Annotated in this window: 15 protein-coding genes; 8 read left to right on the forward strand and 7 right to left on the reverse strand. The window is 40.6% G+C overall.

All coding sequences use genetic code 11. The features are described 5' to 3' along the window. Positions 1-16: 16 nt before the first annotated feature. From GVO63_RS00330 to GVO63_RS00350, 5 genes are all read right to left on the reverse strand, one after another. A complete protein-coding gene (locus GVO63_RS00330) occupies positions 17-1033 on the reverse strand; it encodes an NAD-dependent epimerase (RefSeq protein WP_159577672.1) in 1017 nt (338 codons plus the stop codon). Then, positions 1034-2158: a nucleotidyltransferase family protein gene (locus tag GVO63_RS00335; RefSeq protein WP_159577673.1), complete on the reverse strand. Its 1125-nt coding sequence runs from the start codon at positions 2156-2158 to the stop codon at positions 1034-1036. 11 nt (positions 2159-2169) lie between these two features. Then, positions 2170-3078 (reverse strand): HprK-related kinase A, encoded by a 909-nt coding sequence (locus tag GVO63_RS00340; protein ID WP_159577674.1) that lies wholly within the window; start codon positions 3076-3078, stop codon positions 2170-2172. A 273-nt stretch (positions 3079-3351) separates the two neighbouring features. Continuing rightward, on the reverse strand, positions 3352-3885 hold the full coding sequence (locus GVO63_RS00345; protein WP_159577675.1) for a twin-arginine translocation signal domain-containing protein: 534 nt from the start codon (positions 3883-3885) through the stop codon (positions 3352-3354). A 283-nt stretch (positions 3886-4168) separates the two neighbouring features. Then, complete coding sequence (locus tag GVO63_RS00350) at positions 4169-4957, reverse strand: serine protease (RefSeq protein ID WP_236552014.1); 789 nt, start codon at positions 4955-4957, stop codon at positions 4169-4171. A gap of 46 nt (positions 4958-5003) precedes the next feature. Here GVO63_RS00350 and GVO63_RS00355 point away from each other — a divergent pair, with 46 nt between their 5' ends. From GVO63_RS00355 to GVO63_RS00380, 6 genes are all read left to right on the forward strand, one after another. Beyond that, entirely contained in the window at positions 5004-5762 is a 759-nt protein-coding gene (locus GVO63_RS00355) for a YdcF family protein (RefSeq protein WP_159577676.1), read from the forward strand. Positions 5763-5820: 58 nt separating this feature from the next. Continuing rightward, positions 5821-6660 (forward strand): PEP-CTERM/exosortase system-associated acyltransferase, encoded by an 840-nt coding sequence (locus GVO63_RS00360; protein ID WP_159577677.1) that lies wholly within the window; start codon positions 5821-5823, stop codon positions 6658-6660. A gap of 106 nt (positions 6661-6766) precedes the next feature. Continuing rightward, positions 6767-8503 carry an FAD-binding protein gene (locus tag GVO63_RS00365; RefSeq protein ID WP_159577678.1) on the forward strand — a complete coding sequence of 579 codons (1737 nt, stop codon included), beginning with the start codon at positions 6767-6769 and terminating at the stop codon, positions 8501-8503. A gap of 85 nt (positions 8504-8588) precedes the next feature. Further along, on the forward strand, positions 8589-9551 hold the full coding sequence (locus tag GVO63_RS00370; RefSeq protein ID WP_159577679.1) for a PEP-CTERM sorting domain-containing protein: 963 nt from the start codon (positions 8589-8591) through the stop codon (positions 9549-9551). Positions 9552-9681: 130 nt separating this feature from the next. After that, complete coding sequence (locus GVO63_RS00375) at positions 9682-12375, forward strand: hypothetical protein (RefSeq protein WP_159577680.1); 2694 nt, start codon at positions 9682-9684, stop codon at positions 12373-12375. A gap of 3 nt (positions 12376-12378) precedes the next feature. After that, positions 12379-13470: a GNAT family N-acetyltransferase gene (locus GVO63_RS00380; RefSeq protein WP_159577681.1), complete on the forward strand. Its 1092-nt coding sequence runs from the start codon at positions 12379-12381 to the stop codon at positions 13468-13470. Here the strand turns inward: GVO63_RS00380 and GVO63_RS00385 are convergent. Then, entirely contained in the window at positions 13445-14026 is a 582-nt protein-coding gene (locus tag GVO63_RS00385) for an acyltransferase (protein ID WP_159577682.1), read from the reverse strand. The genes GVO63_RS00380 and GVO63_RS00385 overlap by 26 nt on opposite strands. Beyond that, the gene (locus GVO63_RS00390) at positions 14023-15234 is read right to left on the reverse strand and encodes a TIGR03087 family PEP-CTERM/XrtA system glycosyltransferase (RefSeq protein ID WP_159577683.1); all 1212 of its coding nucleotides are present in this window, start codon (positions 15232-15234) and stop codon (positions 14023-14025) included. Before GVO63_RS00390 ends, GVO63_RS00385 begins: the two co-directional genes overlap by 4 nt. 189 nt (positions 15235-15423) lie before the next feature. Between GVO63_RS00390 and GVO63_RS00395 the strand changes: the two genes are divergently transcribed. Together GVO63_RS00395 and GVO63_RS00400 are read left to right on the forward strand one after the other, a co-directional pair. Next, the gene (locus GVO63_RS00395; RefSeq protein WP_159577684.1) at positions 15424-17961 is read left to right on the forward strand and encodes a hypothetical protein; all 2538 of its coding nucleotides are present in this window, start codon (positions 15424-15426) and stop codon (positions 17959-17961) included. Continuing rightward, positions 17958-18923 (forward strand): glycosyltransferase family 2 protein, encoded by a 966-nt coding sequence (locus GVO63_RS00400; protein ID WP_159577685.1) that lies wholly within the window; start codon positions 17958-17960, stop codon positions 18921-18923. The genes GVO63_RS00395 and GVO63_RS00400 overlap by 4 nt, the downstream gene beginning before the upstream one ends. Positions 18924-18925: the final 2 nt, after the last annotated feature.

Here is an 18925-nt window from a genome sequence, read left to right on the forward strand (position 1 = left end):
GCAAGCGCCTGTTCAATTAAATCTTATAAAAGTCTCGGTACCAATCGACAAAGGCCTTTACGCCGGTCTCTACATCTGTTGAAGGCTGATAACCGGTATCGTTCACCAGTGACGAGACGTCAGCATAGGTATCAGGCACATCGCCTGGCTGCATAGGAAGAAGTTCTTTCTTCGCCTCAATGCCTAATGCACTTTCTAGCGTCTCAATAAACTTCAGAAGGTGAACAGGCGTTTGTGCGCCAATGTTGTATACCTTGTATGGTGCCTTACTCGTGCTTGGATCTGGATTGCTGCCATCCCAGTTCTCATTGGGTTTCGCCACATTATCCAGTGAGCGAATAACCCCTTCAACAATGTCGTCAATATAAGTGAAGTCACGGCGGTGATTACCGTAGTTATAAACTTGAATAGTTTTGCCTTCTAATATGGCTTTGGTAAATTTGAACAGCGCCATATCTGGGCGGCCCCAGGGGCCGTAAACCGTGAAAAAGCGTAGCCCTGTTGTGGGCAAGTTATACAGGTGGCTATAAGTGTGCGCCATTAGCTCGTTCGCTTTTTTAGAAGCGGCATACAAGCTGACTTGATGATCGACATTGTGCTGTTCTGAGAACGGCATTGTTTCATTCGCGCCATAGACCGAGCTAGATGACGCATACACCAGGTGCTCGACTTTATTGTGGCGACACCCTTCTAAAACATTCACAAAACCAACGATATTGGAATCGACGTAAGCGTTCGGGTTCTCTAGGGAATAACGCACACCAGCTTGAGCAGCCAAATGCACCACTCTATCAAATTTGTGCTCTTCGAAAAGCGCAGCCATGTTATCGCGCTCTTCAACACCCATTTCTACGAAAGAAAATAAATCAGCAGCCGTTGATGATTTAATTTCGTCTAGACGAGCGTACTTTAAATTCACATCGTAATAATCGTTAATGTTGTCAATCCCGACAACTTGGTCACCACGATTGATAAGGTATTGCGATACAGCAGCTCCGATGAAACCAGCTGCGCCGGTGACTAAGATTTTCATTTATTGCTCCTTAACATCTTTTCTTTGGACATGATGACGATTTTCAACATCTCCTGTAACTGATTTGACAATGCTTCGCCAAAGTTTAGAGGCAGTATGTTTCACCAATATATTAAATGGCATTTTTAATAAATGTCCGCGAACGAAAGCTAACCACTGTGCTAGACCCCGAAACGTTACATCAACTAAGCGGTGATTTGCAGCAAGAACCTTACCAAATATAAAATCATTTAATCCTAATCTAATGCCCTTTGGTAATGGCTGTTTGAAGCGTCGATAAATGTGGGCTGGAATTTGTCTGTCAAAAACTCTTTCTAGATATCTAAATGCTAAAAATAATTCGTTTTCAAAGCCGGTGTTCCCCGCAAGGCTAAACAAATAACTTAATTCGACATCGTCATCAATGATTTCATCTAGCAATAACGATAAATCCGACAAATCTCTAAAACCGTTAGTAAATTCCTCTGAGAAAAACAAATGTATAGCGGAATGAAGGAACATTGCTGCAGGCCGAAGCACTTCAACACCGTACTCTGTTTCTCTAGTTGAACTTATAAAGAGGTCAATGTCTGGCGCTCGACCACTTACAATGGGAATAATGTTGTGGTGAACATCTAAAACAGTTCCTCGCTGAAAATGGCGTAAAGGAGGAATTTCGTGGGCCCACTCTCGGTAATACTTCTGGTCATATTCAGATTGTGTATCCGAGACAAAGCCAAACAAGTGAAGTGCTCTTTCAACTTTCGGAATATCACTTTTAAGCACCAAAAGATCGATATCTGAAAAAATTCTCCCCTTTGCAGCGCAACTGTCGGCAACTACGTACCCCGCTCCCTTTAACACAATCAACTTTCTATTTAATGCCTCAGAAATTTTTGTATTAACGAATTTCACTTCATTTTTTACTTGATTGTGGAAAAGGGTTTCATGACGGATACTCGCAACGAAATGAGCATGTACTTGAGACGGTATATGAAAATTCTTAGCTTTGTCACGCAAAAGTATTGAAGCGACTCTCGGTAGCAAAGAATTAGCCCGAGCAACAAGAATCACGTCACGCCATTCTGAAGTCGAAAGCGAATCAGAGTGGTTACCCGTCAAAATATCCGTTAAGATTTTTTGCATACAGCGAGACACTAAATTTGCACCTCGTTTTCCAAGATATTCCTCAACTCATCTACGTTACTGTATGTCGCTTCTAATAGAAGAAGATTAGGTAGTTTTCTAGAGATGAACTCGAAACCTTCGTGACCAAATAAGTCAAAATTAAAAGCGTTTTCAATCAGCATATTTAATGTGGAAAGCTGAGTCATAGAAAAGATTTCTGTCGTGCTACCAGCAGCATACTTCGGAAAAACCACAGCAAATAAGTCGGCACTCTCTGCACACCGCCTTACAGAATCAGCGGGAGGCCTTACATGTGCTACATCACCTTTCTGAGTATCTGTCGCGATATCAGAAATAAAAGCTTCGGGAAACCAGTCTTTAACAAGTGATATAGAATTATTTTTTAAACATATGGGGCGAACGAAAGGTAAAACTTTCCCTGTCTCTGTATCTAGCACCGCCATTTCGTCAGACAATAATCGCCAACCAGACATTGCGAGATAAGCACATAATGTACTCTTCCCCGAGCCGGGTGGTGCAGGAAAAATGACAGCTTTACCATTTTTTTCGAGTACAGCAGCGTGGAAGATTAAATATTTATGATAAAAGTTTGCAACACACCAATTCATTCCCCATTCGAATAGAGGGTATGCATGTGCCGAAGGCAACGGCTTAAACGGAATATGTCCATCCAACTTGAACACAGCCTGACTTCTGATGAATCGACGAAAATTCGAAGGCTTTTCTACTGAAATATTAAAATCGAACCAATCTGAGTGTACAGAGACTTCATAATCTCGATAAAGCTCTGCAATAGTTTTTGTAACCTGTGAAAAAGAAGAACTTACATTCACTGATATCAAGCCAAATTCGATATTCAATTCAGATTCTTTTACAGCATTCAGGTATTGAGTATCGGCTAACTCTGACAATAACAAAGCACTACACCCCAGAAAACTATTAATCTATCAGGTTATTTTGAGAAAGTAAGTCAGTGAGTTCAGCAATATCGTCCTTAGTAAGACCAAAGTCACACTCACTCATTTTCGGCAACGCGGGAAAGTTAGCGGAACTCTTCCACGCCTTTACATAGCTCTCATATTTCTGTGGGAGGAATAGCACTCGGTAAGAGGGTATATGCTGAACTGCAACTCCTGAACAATCAGGAGCACAAAAAACACTAATGGACTGCAACTAAATCAACTCTACGATCAGTATGTAGCTCGGACAGCGTCAACTACATCCGACTCTTGAAATACACCGCTGTCAATATCGTCGTAAAGGCCTTGAACGTAAGCACGAGCACTCGATTCACTCGTTCCGTTAGGAAGCGGATATAATCCACTTCGAGCATTCAGATATGCAACAACTAAAGCTTCGTTAGTCGCATAGTAATAGTCTCTGCTGGATATCAAAAAGTTTCGAATGGTCTTATCGCTTTTACTTGAAAAGCCAAAAGGTGGACGAGTTTCGTCAAAAACATCTTTCCATTTAAAATTTGTAACAGCTTCGGATGTAGGTTGTGGCCTACTACCATTAAGAACCTTTTTCCATATGTAAGGAGATTCGCCTTTGATATTTGCTGTGGTGCAATCTCTCGCCTGTGACAAATTTCCCGACAAATTACCAGAAACAGAACATCCTGTTGCAGAGCCTGAGCCTCCAGCCCACGCTGTTTTGGAAGCAATAGCAGCTACGATCCCACCGGCTGCAGCCTTTGTGATAAATTTACGGCGCGAGCTCATACCTCTATCAATATCCTTATTAGTGTTCGAATGCTTCATATATTTCTCGGGTCTTATTAATTACAGCGTTAGAAAGAATTAAAAGCAAAAAAAAGAGCCAACCATAAAATCCAATCATATCATAAACTTACCTAACACCTTGAGGTGAGGCGTCAAAAAACCTGACAGTTCACACACTTCAACTGGCGACTTTTAGACAAAGTATAGCTTAAATAAAAACCAAATTACTATAAGTAAGAAAACAATTCTTTACCTAGTTCTCCGCATTATATCTCACAGTGTGTCAGTTTTTAACATCTCTAATAAGATTATGAACATACTTAACAGGAATCGCATAAGAAATACCTGTTGGCGAAGACAAAGCACTTTCTTTCGTGTCTTTAACTAAGACTTTATTTATTACTCCAATAACCTCACCAGTCGTTGGGCTGTACAAAGGGCTACCACTGTTGCCAGGGTAGGCGATTGCATCCAATTGATAGATTAGACTTACATTTTGAAGGCGGTTCATCATCTCGATTGTTAGCTGATTGCTATTTGAAGCGGGAATTGCATCTGGTGTTATAGCTGATATATATCCTCTATGTGTAGCTGGATATAGGCCTAAAATAGCACCAATTGGAAAACCTGTGAGCGCAACCTCCGACCCTGGCAGCATCAATTCTTCGCTTCCTAGTTCAAGCGCATTTAGCGGAGAATCTAGCTTTAACAAGGCTAGGTCATGCTTGGGATCTATTTTGACAACCTCTGCCCTTATTTTTTTTACCACGCTACCTTGTCCGCTAAGGACCACATAATTTTCTACGATAGTCGGGTCCAAGTCTTCTGACACAACATGGTAATTCGTAATTGCAAAGTGGCCGTCAGCAACGACGAAGCCAGTTCCTAAAACTCGAGGAGATGAATGTTTAATAGGTGCGTCAATAGCTATGGCGATAGTGCTTTTTGAAACTAACTTAACTACATCAGTAAAATTATGAACTTCGTGTTGTTCTGCTCTAAGTACTGTTCCTAGCGTAGTTAACAAAAAAAGCGTACTAATATAAAACATTTTCATATATTTTTCGTCCATTGAGAGTTAGCTTAGAGTTTAAATCAAAAACTATGTACTAAGACATATGTTATTTCTTAAACAAATAACTCTCCTATTGATATCACCGCTTGTGATAAGTTTACTTTTAATTTCTGCGTCTTTTATTTTTAAAAGCGCAGAGAATGGTAAGGCCGCCAAACGTTTACTCATCTCAGGTTTTCTCATATTGCTAGTTTTTTCACAACCATGGGTTTCCGACGTTTTACTCTATCCACTAGAGCATAGTCGTGAACCATACAAATTAGCAGAAATAGTAGAAAGTGATGCGATTTTTGTCCCTGCTTGCTATTACCAGACTCGCTATAATTTACCTGAAATTTCACGGTGGCATGAATGTTCACTGCAGCGCTTAGTTCAAGCTAAAATCCTATCTGAAAAGCTACATCTGCCAATCGTCGTGACAGGTGGCAACTTTCTAGCCGACAAAACCGTAAGTTACTCAGAAAAAGCGAAGAGCTTACTTGAGATGTTGGGAGTTCCCTCGGAAAATATTATTTCAATACCCAATGGCACTACTACTTTCTCTGAATTTAAAGCCTTAAGAAACCTATTCAATCAAAAGCGAATTATAACGATAACAAGTGCTACACATCGTATACGGGTTAGGATGATAAGTGAACAATTAGGAATAAAATCTAAAATCATAAGCGTAGATTTTCAAAGCTCAGGAGAGTTAAAGCCTTTCATAACTACTCCGTCAATTCTCGCGCTCGAAAGAGTCAGGAAAGCAATATATGAGTACTTAGCCATTACCAAGCACAAAATGATGATGAAAATAGTATAAAAGGATTAAATAATTTGTGAAAAATATTTGCTAAACTGATTTGAAGGATGATTTTTGTGTGGACCAAAGTTTAGTGGCTAATAAAACAATCATAGGGCGCGTAAAGTCAATCGTCGGCCGAGACAGCAAATTGGGCAAAGCACTTGGAGGCTTAGAAAAGCTTCAGGAAGCCAAATTCATTTCGAAACACTTTTCTGAGTTTCTTGAGCCCGTGGTTGCACAATCCAGCAATACGCGTGCAGAGAGTTATAACATTAGACATAAAGTTTACTGTGAAGAACTCGGGTTTGAACCATGCAGAGATAACCTCCTCGAGACAGACGAATTCGATCGTTTTTCTAGCCCTTGCTTGATTAAGCACAGGCGCTCAGGTCATTATGCTGGAACAGTCCGTTTAGTCAGGCCACAGTTTGAAGACCAACTCCTTCCCATTGAAAAATATTGTATTAACTCAATCACTCATGAAACTCTAGACCCGCGCAACTTTGCGCGGAAAGATATTTGCGAAATTTCTCGACTTGCTGTCCCACTTGAATTCCGTAAGCGTCAAATGGACCGATTCTCTGGGGCTGCGACCGGTGTAATTAATGAGCATACTTATTCCGAGAATGAATTAAGGTGTTTCCCATTTATCGCTATTGGGCTTTATTTTTCTGCTGCCGCCTTAGTTATTCATAATGACATAAAACATACGTACGTTATGATGGAGCCTCGTCTTGCCCGAAGTATGAGGTTTGTCGGTATTCAGTTTGAGCAGGTGGGCCCCGTTATCGACTATCATGGCAAGCGTGCTCCATACTATATAAATCCATCACTTCTCTACGCCAACTTAAGGCCTAGCTTTAGGTTAATGTTGAAGAACATTCAACATCAGGTTGAGAAATACCCTCGAGACTAGAGAATTGTCTAAATCGAATAATTGCCGTTCTCGGACCTAGTAATAGTGAGTCAGTACTTTGTATATTAGTCTTGCACTTTAATTTCGAGCGCCTCAGGAAACCTTTATGAGAACACCAAACTTCGATTTAGATAATTTGACAAACCTTCTATTGAAATCGGGCTTTCAAGCATCACAGGTTTTCGCAGTAGATAAGGACGATGCTTACCTCACGTACCCCGAAAAAAACCCTGCTTTACTCGTTGTCAAACCGTATCCTTCTGAATCAGACAAAACCTCGCGGTATAGCGAAATCATAAAACTAATAGAACTTGCGAAATATTATGATTTTGCTGTGCACCCCTACAGTAAGGGTGCGAACTTAGGCTATGGTGGTAAAGAACCCTACGACCAAAATTGTATTGCTTTGGATTTAAGCGCATTCAAAAGAATAACTAACTACAAGAAAACAAGCGGACACGTGACAATAGAGCCTGGGGTATCGCAAGAAGCCATTAGTACATTTTTGATTAAGAATGGTGATATTCATATACATGACACTACGGGAGCGCCAAAATGTGCAAGTGTTGTTGGTAACTACCTTGAGCGTGGTTTTGGTCATACTCCACTCGCTGAGCACGTTAAGAATATTCTTCATGCGGAAATTATCACTCCCAATAATAAAAACGAGGCACCCACACATTTTGTGACATCAACCGACGGTACCACGTTTGAAATTAACGGAAGAATAGAGTCCAGAACCTATAGCATCGGCCCTGACCTCACTGGGCTCGTAATTCAAAATAATGTATCAATTGTAACAAGCCTCACCATAAAGCTTTTGAAAAAACCAGAATGTTTCGTTGCTTATTTCATCCCATTTAGCAAAGAAGATAGTGAAAAAATGATTGATACTTGTGCAATGCTGAGAAAACAAAACACCATACACAGCGCTGCTCATATCGGAAACAGTATGAAGACGCTCCAGTTACTTGCTGCAGAATTTCCGGAACTACTCAAATCTTATGATTATGATGAGATAAACAAGTTGATCATTAATTTCGGTATAGATGATTGGACGTTGTCTGGAGGAATGTACGGAACGCAAAACCAAGTTAAAGCGCATATAAAAGATCTAAAGACCGCAATGAAGAAGTTGGGTTTAAAACCTTTATTTATAGACAAAAGAAAACTCAGCTTTATTCAGAGTACGTTGTCTTTTTCACCCAAATATAACAAGGCTTTGGTTAAAAAACTAATTTCCAGTGATAGCGGTCTGGCTAGAAAAATAGGCGCTAAACTTGCGTTAAGGAAAAGCCTTTTGGAATTGTGTAAGATAAAGCAAGGAATCCCTAGCAATGAATTTCTTCGAACTATCTACTGGAGAAACCTACACAAATTGAGAGATTCAGTCCCAAATCCAAGTAAGGATAAAGTCGGTTTATTGTGGGGAGCGCCTTGCTCAGAAATATCGAGCAAAGACTTTCAATTAATTACCTCTGTTATGAATGAAACATGTAAGAAGTATGGCCTTGAAAGTCCAATCTCAGTAACCCTCATAAATGAAAGGACAATGGAGTGTGTACTTTCTCTTTCGTGGGATAGACAAAAAGAGAAAGAGGAAGAACAAGCTTTAGCTTGCTATCAAGAAATAATGCTTAAATGTGCTTCCATGGGCTTCCTTCAATATAGGATGTCTACGCTTTCCAATCACTTTCTAAATCGTCAGCATTTACCGCTACCTATTGAGCTCCCTGAACTTAAATCGTATTTTGATCCTTGCAATGTAATCTCTCCTTCAAAGTATCAATTAGTGTCTACAAATTTTACAAAAAAAAACCAAGAGAATAACAAAACAATATAAATCATGCACTTATAAAGTGGCACGCTGCATGCTTATATTAAAAATGTAAAACAGACCTACTGTTCAAAACAACGGAGCGTGGAAAATGAAATTTGCAACAACTATCAAATATGCAGCGATTGCGGGAGCGCTTGTTGCTGCTTCAAATGCAACTGCTGGTGTGTCTGCAACAGCTTATTTAGAATTAAATGATCTTGTTGTTCAAATCGATACCGATGGCGACTTGGTTCCAGATCAAGTTAATCCTCTTGCTTTTATCTCTATCCTTGGTGGTGGTTCAAGGTCAACAAGTACTTTCGCCGACAACAATGGTGTTTCAGACTCAGACTTAGATTCACAAACTTCTGCAACAGCTGATTCTGATGCTGATTTGCTTTGCGTTGGTGCATCTTGCGGAGTGTTAGGCCTTACCAACAACGGCCAGTCTGTTGACGGCGGTAATTTAGTTGCAAGTGATGCGTTTTATTATTCAGTCGCTGACGCTCAAGTAACAGGGAGTGCAATTGGTTCTGGTGCTACTGGTTTTACATACGCGGATGCGGGTATTGCAGCTGGTAACAATGAAAGCGCTGGCTCTAATAGTAATATCGCTAACGATATACTTACAACCTTTACACTCGGTGTGTTGACAGATATTAACGTCAGATTTAGTGCACTAATGGATTATTTAGTTGATGCATTTATCTCGTCTGATATCGCTAATGATAGTTTAAGAGCTGCTACATCTACCGCTAAAGCGACATTTGGAATTGAGTTAGTAAGCTTTAACACTGGAGATACAGTGTCTCTCACAGGTGGCCCATCAAGTGTGACATTTAACGATATCGCAATTGACCAACCTGGACTAGGCGATTTAATCGTTCGTTCAGGTAACGACGTAGATTTCACGTCAGGCTGGGCAAACGTTAGTGCTGGTACTTATCAGTTAACGATTTCTCAGTCATCAACGGTTCAAACCACGCTTGTTCCAGCACCCACTACACTAGCGATGGCTGCATTTGGTTTGCTTGGCTTGGGCTTAACAGCTCGCCGTAGAAAACAAAAGTAAACATTATTTTAATGAAAAAAGCCGGATTATAATCCGGCTTTTTTTTTGTACTATGTTAATACTTCTTGTTAGTCATTAAAAAGCACGATACCTTTATTAAGGTAAATTCACGGACGTTAGAAGTGTTAAAATGCTAATAAAAAAAAATATCAGATTTGCCGTTGCTCTAGCCTTAGTAACTTGTATAGGTTGCTCTCCAACGGGTCAAAAAGACTATATTCAACTGACCAAAGCTGCAATTGAGGAAGGACAAACAAAGGAGGCTGAAGTATTAATAAAACAAGCAATGAGTGAGCAGCCAACGTCTGCCCTTAGATTGTTACTTACAGAGGTTTACTTGTTAAATGGCAACACAATCGGCGCTATACAGCAGATCGAGAAAATCGATGTTGAAACACTCTCCCCACCTGAGCAAAACAAAGCTGAAAGCTTAAATGCGCACTTAGCTATTCTTAACTTTGATATTAGCTACCAGAGACTTTCAGAAAGCGAAGCCAAATGCCAAGAGTGCCGATTTATAGAAGCATGGGCAAGGTTAGCATCCTCAAATTCAGTAGATTTACAAAAGATTGATAGCGACACGATTGCGTATAAAGTCTTTGAAGCATTTAACAACAGTACCCTTTCACGTTTAGATATTTCATCATTAATTAATAGTTCGACGTCTGATATTGAACTTCTTGTTATAGGGGATTTATTGAGAAGAGCAAATAACCTAGACGGAATGATTACAGCTTACAATGCATATAAAAAACATTACCCTAACGTTTTAAATATTAATTTGCCATTGGCTCAAGCAATGCTCATTAAAAATGATATTAAAAGAGCTAAAGAACTTGTTTACCCAGTCCTTGGAAAATTTTCTAAAAACCCAATGGCTAACTATCTTAATAGCTTAATTTTATTGAGCGAGAATAAAAAAATTGAGGCATACAGTGCTATCTCGTTAGCCGACAGCTATGGAATGAACTCTCCTTCTGTTTCGTTGACGAAAGGGCTTTTAGAGTTCAACTCTCAAAATTATGAATCAGCGCTAAGCAGCTTTGAGAAAGCATCCCAGATGGCGCCAGACAACGAATTAGCCAATACAATGCTTGTCGCGACTAAGGTCAAATTAGGGATTACTGATGACGCTTTAGAAAGCTTGGCAACCCAAGACAGTTTTTCAGAGCTGGATGTATCTACTATAGGGCAACTCATTGGAACTGAGAGGCAGTCCAGAGAATGGGTGACCTTACAATCAAAGCTATCTCAAAGTGAATCTCCGAGAGCAAGAGTTCTTAGTGGGCTTATCGAGTTGGCACGTGAAGGCAGTTCTGAAACGTTGAGCAAACCAGGGGACACTTCAGATAGCACTTATAATCTCATTCAAGTTGCAATGATGATGAACAAAGCTCAATTTGACGATGCTCTAATTTATGTTGACGAATGGCTGGAAAAAACAAGCGACAAAGTAAAAGTCATGAACTACAAAGCAGCCATTCTTATTGCTAAAGGTGACAGAAACGGCGCAACATCAGTTTATGAAGACTCATTGGAGCTTTTGCCTACAAATAGAGCCGCTCACATGTTCATGGCTCAGTCTGCAGCAAAGAATAAAGATTATGAGGGTGCATTGTTATCTCTAGATAAAATACTAGAAAACAATCTCAACGATGTCGTTGTATTGAAACTATACCTTGCCTTCCAAAAGCTTTCTAAAAGTGAAAAATACGAATCGAAATTACATAGCTATATTGATAACGCTATTGCAGAATTTGACGACAATGTACTTTTTAAATTAATGAAAGCGGGTATTTTCGCTACTCAAGGAGCGAATGAACTTGCTTACAAAGTTCTAGACACTGTCGATACCGATAAGGCAAAGTTAATAAATCAGTACTGGGAGTTGCAATTTTACCTTGCTAGCCGTTCAAATAACGAAAATCAATCAAGAGATATTATCAAGGCATGGAATAAACAGTTCCCCGATAGCACACGCCCGAATATCGCGTTTGCAACTTATCTTGAGAAAGCTGGTCAACTTGAAGAAGCTATTTCAGCATTGGAACAAATCCCTCGCTCTCTTGATCAACCAAAAGATAGCCTTGCGCTGGATGCAAAACTAGCGTCACTCTACATATATCAAGGGAACTTATCTAAAGCGAAGTATAAAATTAATCAACTTGAGGAAAAATCCAACCTGCCAATGGGGTTATTGGATTACCTAAAAGGCACGTACGCGATAAAGCAAAATAATTTAGAGGAAGCGGTTTCGTTCCTTTCAAAAGCATACGGCGAAACTGGTAACTCTCATACGCTTAAATTGCTTTATGCACTTAAACTTAGGCGCGGAGCTGTAGACAACAGCATTCTCAAAGATCACCTTAGTCAGCATCCTAACGACCTATCGATAAAAGCACTATTAGCTGAGTCATTAATAGGGAAAGATAATGCTGAATCTATAGCTATATTTGAAGAAATAGTAAGTCAAACTAGTGGCAATACCGATGTATTAAATAACTATGCATGGGTTCTGCACCTTAGCGGCAAAAGCGACAAAGCTCTCAGAATAGCTAAGAGTGTGGTCGAATTGAATACTTCAAACCAAGAGTATTTAGATACCTTATTTCGAATTTTAACCTCCACTAACAGTTACACTGAGATTACAAGCTTCTCAACCAATGCTAGTTCTAACACTAATATTCTTTTGCTAGCAAATGCATATATACATCTTGACGAAAAGACCTTAGCTCAAAAGGCGTTAGCAAAAGTAGAAAAATCGGGATTGAGTAAAGAAGATTTATCTTTATACGAGCGTGTAACAAAAGATATAAAAAACTAGTTCATGGAAAAAACGGAATGGATAAAAAATGTAACTTGGGAGCAACTTTCCTCAGTTTTATATGATTTAAACTGTGAAAACTTCTCGCCTTTTTTGAACGAAAAATTTCTTCAAGCGTGGTTTTCCCAAAAGACATTACCCGTTCATATGTTTTTATTTCACGAGCAAGGAACTTTGAGCCAGTTTGCGTTAATCGGCGAGAGTTTTAAACGTAAATATGGGCTGACGTTTAAGTTAGCTCATATTAACCAAACTGGTTGCCCTCGTGACGACCAAGTATGGATTGAGTACAACACGTCATTTGGTTTGCCGGAGCGTCGAAACCGTTTTTTTTATTTGCTCTTGAAAGAATTAGTGCGCCAAAACTTCGATATTCTCAATGTTTCAATGACATGTGAGTTTCTTTTTCCAAAAAAGTATCTCAGCAACCTTTATAGTAACGCTCATACATCGCAGGGCTTTCGTCGAAGTCTTTCGCGTGAATCTACTGTAGAGAAAATAGTTTCTTGCCTTTCTGCGAATAGTCGAAGCAAATTACGGCGAAGTGTTAAAGAGTTACAACTTCAATTTGGCCAAATTAATGTGACCATCGCTGAAGGTTTAAACCAAAAACTTTCATTTCTAGAGCGATTAAAAAAGCTCCACATAAAGCGATGGGGAGACTCTGCTTATGGGAGTGGATTTGAAAACGACGTATTCGAAGGCACACTAAAGAGCCTCATAAAAAATGATGTTGAGCTTTGTGAAATAGCAAAAGTTTCAGCAGGAGACGCTTTACTAGGATATACACTCAACTTAATACAAAGAGACACTGTCTTCTTTTACTGTTCAGGAATAAACCTTGAGTTTACATCTAAGCATATAAAGCCTGGTTATGTTCTTCACCTTGCTTTAATGGAACATTATGCGCGACGAGGGTTAAGTTGGTACGACTTTATGGGCGGAGCCAGCCAATACAAACAAACATTATCTAATGACACAGTAGTATTTCACTCTCTACAAATTCCAACTAAGACATTCAAAGGTATTCTTACACGATCGAAAAATTATCTGACAAAATTAAAAATTATTATCGCAGAGTTCGTAAAATCTTAGCAGGATTCCCACCTACAATAACCCCTTCTGGCACATCATAAACTACCACGGAACCTGCTGCTACAACACTCCCCTTGCCCACGTTCGCCATAATTAAGGCGCCATTACCTAACCAGCAATTTTCTCCGATAATGACTTTGGTGAAAACGCCCCCCTGATCTTTAATTGGCTTATTAGGATCAGTGAAGTTATGTTGACCTTTGCCACTCATAATGTGCACACCGCTCCCCAACAAAGTATTTTTCCCAATAGCGCATTTACCAATGTTACATTGCGGCCCTATGTACACCCCCTCGTCAATCTCAGTATCTTGTTGTGAAAACAACGTGGCAAAACCAATGAGAACGTTTGGCGCGCACGAGGTCATAACAAACCGATAAAAGCCCGAGCGCAAATAGCACCCTAGTTTACCGGGTATAAGCGATAGCAACTGGCTAAAAGAAGAAAGCAGCGAATCTTTGTTTACTGCAATAGACAGTATTAAATACAAAAGCGTGAAAGGAAGCATTACTAGTGCACAAAGGACAAAAAAACTTTTTTTAATTATTGATTTCATATTCGTGCCATTGCTTCTTTCAACGGGCTCAGTTGTTGTTCCCAGCTATACTCGCTAACTATTGCTTGGTAGCTACGCTGTGCTTTATGTTGTGATAGTTCAAAGTTTTCAATACTTTCTACGCATGCAGCTACAAAGCTCTCTACGTCATCTACTATCCACATGCTGTCGGCGTTGGCAAACGAGATCCCTTCAGCTCCCATAGACGTGGTTATTATCGGTAGTTTACATGCTGCCGCTTGAAGCACTTTGTTCTGCACGCCCCTTGCCAACCTAAATGGCGCAACAAACGCATGAGCTTGGTGAAAATAAGGCAATATATCATCGACAAAGCCCGTGACATCTATGCCATCGCGGTCTGACAACGCCTTTATCTCTTCTACAGGGTTCATACCACCCACGGTAAACTTTGCATTCGGCGCTTTTTCACGAATGCGTGGCCAGCAATTTTTAACAAACCAAAGTACCGCGTCTACATTGGGTTTGTAGTCCATCACGCCCGTGAACAAGAAATGCGGCTCAGTGCTTATTGTCGCCGCGCAAGGCTGCGCTTTCGCTGGATAAAACGCATCGAAGTCTAATCCGTTTCCAAGCACCGTTATCGCTTTCGTTGAGTCTACTGAGGAATTAAATAGCTGCGCCTCTTCCCTTGCAATCAAAAAGCACTCATCAAACCGTTTGTTTGTTTTAGCCTCAAGCTTTTTTATCCCCTTGCTTTCACGCTGGTATACGCGGCGCATGAAGAAGGAAGAAGAATCTGCGTATTGTGCCCACTTATCTGAATCAACGTCCATAAAGTCCATGAACAAGCGACAATGGGTATTGTTGTAATAAGGCGAATTGAAGATGTAATAGCTTAAACTCGACGCGGTTAACAGCAGCGCATCGTTACCCTCTTTTAGTTTTTCATCAATAACATGTTGAAGTGTTTTTGAGTAAAACGCCCCTACACTTATAGGCAAACCTTTCAGTAAAGCAGAAACATAACGCGTAAATTTACTGCCCAACTGGTAGGGGTTAACAGAAATACCAAGATGCTTGGCTAACGCTTCGGCATTTTTCTTATCTTCTGCTGTTTCTATGAGAGAAAAAACCTCGACTTCATAACCCCAGCGCTTCAAGAACTCAATCTGGTGGTAAGTTCTCAGTTTTTCGCCCTTGTTCGGGGGGTACGGTACTCGTTGCGACAACACGCAAACTTTCGACATTAGTGCCTTCCAAGCTAGATTTAGTGTTTTTATTTATCCTGCAATCATACTACTTCGAAGCAAATATAAGGTCAAAGTGACAAATTGATATAGTAAGACTACACAAGTGGCACTTCCATTGGCATACTAGAGTCATTATGCATATGTTCATCAAGAACATTGCTCACGGAAGAAATAAAGAAAGCAGTAATGACACAAACGGTTGGAACTATCCAGATTGCCTCTTTAGTCAAAGAGACGTGCGGACATTTTAAATTAGGATTACCCTGCCCCAAGGGAATGTGGCCCGCCGTTGCTCAATTTCGGCTTGCCGCAAACGGAATACTCCTAACTGATGCGTTTATCAAAACCTCGCAGCTATGGCCAGATGGTTCAATCAAGTGGTTGTTATGTGAAGGTTTAATTGATTTACAGCACCATTCGGTAAGCGATGAAGTAGTTCTGACGTTAGACGCGGTGGAAAGCGACTCACCATCGAACAAGCTCGTCTCGCCTGTAAACAATAACGATGAGGCGCTTTCACTGTCACTGGGCAATGGCACAACATTCACAATCAACAAAGCCAAGCCTTTTGAGTTTGCGACCGGCAAACACTTCTCCAACTCTTTCGATATTGTTGATATTGCTCCACAATCAATAACACCTACTGCATTCTCTTATATTCTTCATTGCAACAACAATGAATACAGCGCAGTAACCGTTGAACAACAATATGAAATAGGTCTTGGCAACAATAAAAGGCTAATCGTAGAAACAGAAGCCTCAATTTTCCTCAGCACCGGAACGGTTTGTGGTCACGTAACGTTACGAAACCCAAGCGCAGCTTTGCATCCCAATGGAAAATGGGACTTAGGTGATCCAAATAGTATCTATTTAAAAGAGTGCTGCTTAACGTTTACAGGTGACGCTCTAGAATCTTCGCTCACATTAGACGCTGAAGTCTTCAGGTCATGTGAACATGCAGAGATTACACTTCATCAGGCTTCCAGTGGTTTCGAACACTGGCAAAGCCCAGTTCATGTAAATAGCGACAACGTTAACTCGCTTCCGTTTCGCGGTTTTAAGCTTTACCAACCAGACCATTTATTGCTTTCGGGTGACCAAGCGAAACCGCAAATTAAGATTTCAAACAGCGGTAGCACTTTCAGTATTCATGTAGACAAGTTTTGGCAAAACTTTCCTTCGTCAGCACTATTATCGGCAAACAAGGTTAGCGTAAGCTTGTTAGGCTCAAGACATAGTAAAAATACTGAACTACAACCTGGCGAACAAAAAACACGTAGCATCTCAATCGCGCCTTTTGAGGTGCAATCGTTACAGGTCGTTATTGATAGTGCTTGGTTAAAAAGTACATCTGTACTGCCATTTCTTCCTTCTAGGCCATGCAAGTTTGACTCTCTAATAAAAGCTGGTATTGAAGGCCCGTCTTCCTTCTTTCAAAAGCGTATTGATATTGACGAGTTTGGCTGGCGACATTTTGGCGAGCTGTACGCAGATCATGAAAAAGCTCTCGAACCTGACGCCCCCTTTTTCGTGTCACATTACAACAATCAATACGACCCCATATTTGGAATGTTGACTCAATGGTTGCTAACTGCAGACATAAGATGGTTTGAACTAGCCGACGATCTTGCTAAGCATGTTGCAGATATTGATGTTTATCACACCAGCGACGATAAACCTGAATATAGCGGCGGACTATTTTGGCATACTGACCACTATGTTCAGGCATATACGGCTTCTCACAGAACATATTCAAAGCACCAGCCTACTGGTGTTTATGATGATCATGCTGGAGGCGGCGGTCCTGGTGGGCAGCATTGTTATACTAATGGTCTCACTTTGCATTATTTGCTTACTGGCTACACTCCGTCTCGAGACGCCGCATTATCTATTACGCAATGGGTAACCAATTATTATGAAGGTGACGGCACGCTGTTGGGAGCGTTACTCGCTTTAAAAAATAGCGACCTTCCGGGTGTAAAAAATGTAAAAACAGGAAAGTATCCTTTAGATAGAGGAACCGGTAACTATTTGCAAGCAAGGCTAGATAGGTACGAGCTACAAGGTTGTGATAGCGACATTGAAGCCGCGTCTTATATTATAGAACATACCGTTTCCCCTAATGATGATTTCGACCAATTGCAGTTAGATAATGTTGAGGCAGCCTGGTTTTATACGGTGTTTTTACAAGCCCTTTGCCGATTCATATCACTTAAAGAACAGCGTTGTGAGTGTGACTCAAGCTATCGGTACGCCGTAGACTCACTTACTCACTATGCCAATTGGATGGCAGTGAGCGAATATGCTTATCTGGACAAGCCTGACATTCTTGAGTTTCCGAATCAGACGTGGACTGGACAAGACTTAAGAAAACTATGTGTATTGTATTTTGCGTCTAACTATTTAACTAAAACCCAACGCACGATTGCTGAACAAAAAGCCGAGCAACTAGCAGATACAATTTATCAACGTCTTAGTGCGAGTACCGAAACGAACACTACGCGCGTTCTTTGTTTAATGATGCAAAACGGTCATTATTCCGGTTTCAAGCAGGCTGCCCGCCCCCTTTTGACGACGTCGACACAAAAAGGCCAAACCTCAACTAAGAAATCCAGTTCATTGAGTTATCTTTTGACACACCTCTTTGCTTTCTCTCCCTCGAGAGAGAGAAAACAGCTAGTGAAACGATTTCCACAGCTTCAGAAGTGGTTAGGTAAGCCATGAGTATTAATACGTCTTTTATCATTCCGCATAAGGGGCGTGAAGACATGCTCATTGAAACGTTAACGAGCATTGCGGAACTAGTAACACCCAAGGAACAATATGAAGTTATCTTGGTTAGCCAAAACAAAGAAATCTCAACAGCGCTTAGCGAGTTTAAAGAAACAGTAAATTTGCGAGTTGTATATAACGACGAAAATAATACGATTTCACATTCTAGGAATCTGGGTGCCGGCTTGGCGACAGGTAAATACTTGGCATTCTTAGACGCAGATGTGTCACTTGCTTCCAATTGGCTAGACGTGATGATTGATATTCTTAATACGCGAGACAATACGGCTCTAGTTAGCGCTATGCAGGTGAACAGCCTTAACGCGCCGCCTTTAGAGAGAATAAGAACGGCGTTAAGCAATGCCGAACTTGATGTGCCTGTCAGCTTTCTACCTGGCCGTAACTTGTTTCTTCTAAAAGAAACGTTTGAGGCGGCAGGTAAGTTTCCTGAACATCTTCTTACTTGTGAAGATTATTTCTTTACTGATAAGGTTAATAAGCTAGGTGAGTTGTTTTACACCTCGCAAACCCAGTATATTCACATTGGCGAAGACAAAGCTTACGTGCCGATGTATAAAAAAGAGATATGGCGCGGCCAGTCTAATATTGCATCTTTGAAAGGGCGGCACATTCCGCTAAGAGAATGGCCAAGTTTCATCGTTCCTTTTGCATTTACAGGTGGCATTTTACTTGCGTTTCTCGCAATAATATTCTCGATATATAGTGTGGCTACGGTTATGTTAATAGGCGCTTTCTTGCCTTTTGTTGCTTACACGTCGCGATTAAAAAGGCTTGTTAAGCAGCAAGTAACGTGGTGGCATTGTGCACTTTTTTATCTGCTTTATTTTCCGGCTAGAGCATTTGGAACATTAATAGGAGTACGCGGCGCTGTTAGTACCAGCTCGCATAAATAACA

The sequence above is a fragment of the Alteromonas sp. KUL106 genome (assembly GCF_009811415.1).
Taxonomy (GTDB): Bacteria; Pseudomonadota; Gammaproteobacteria; order Enterobacterales; family Alteromonadaceae; genus Alteromonas.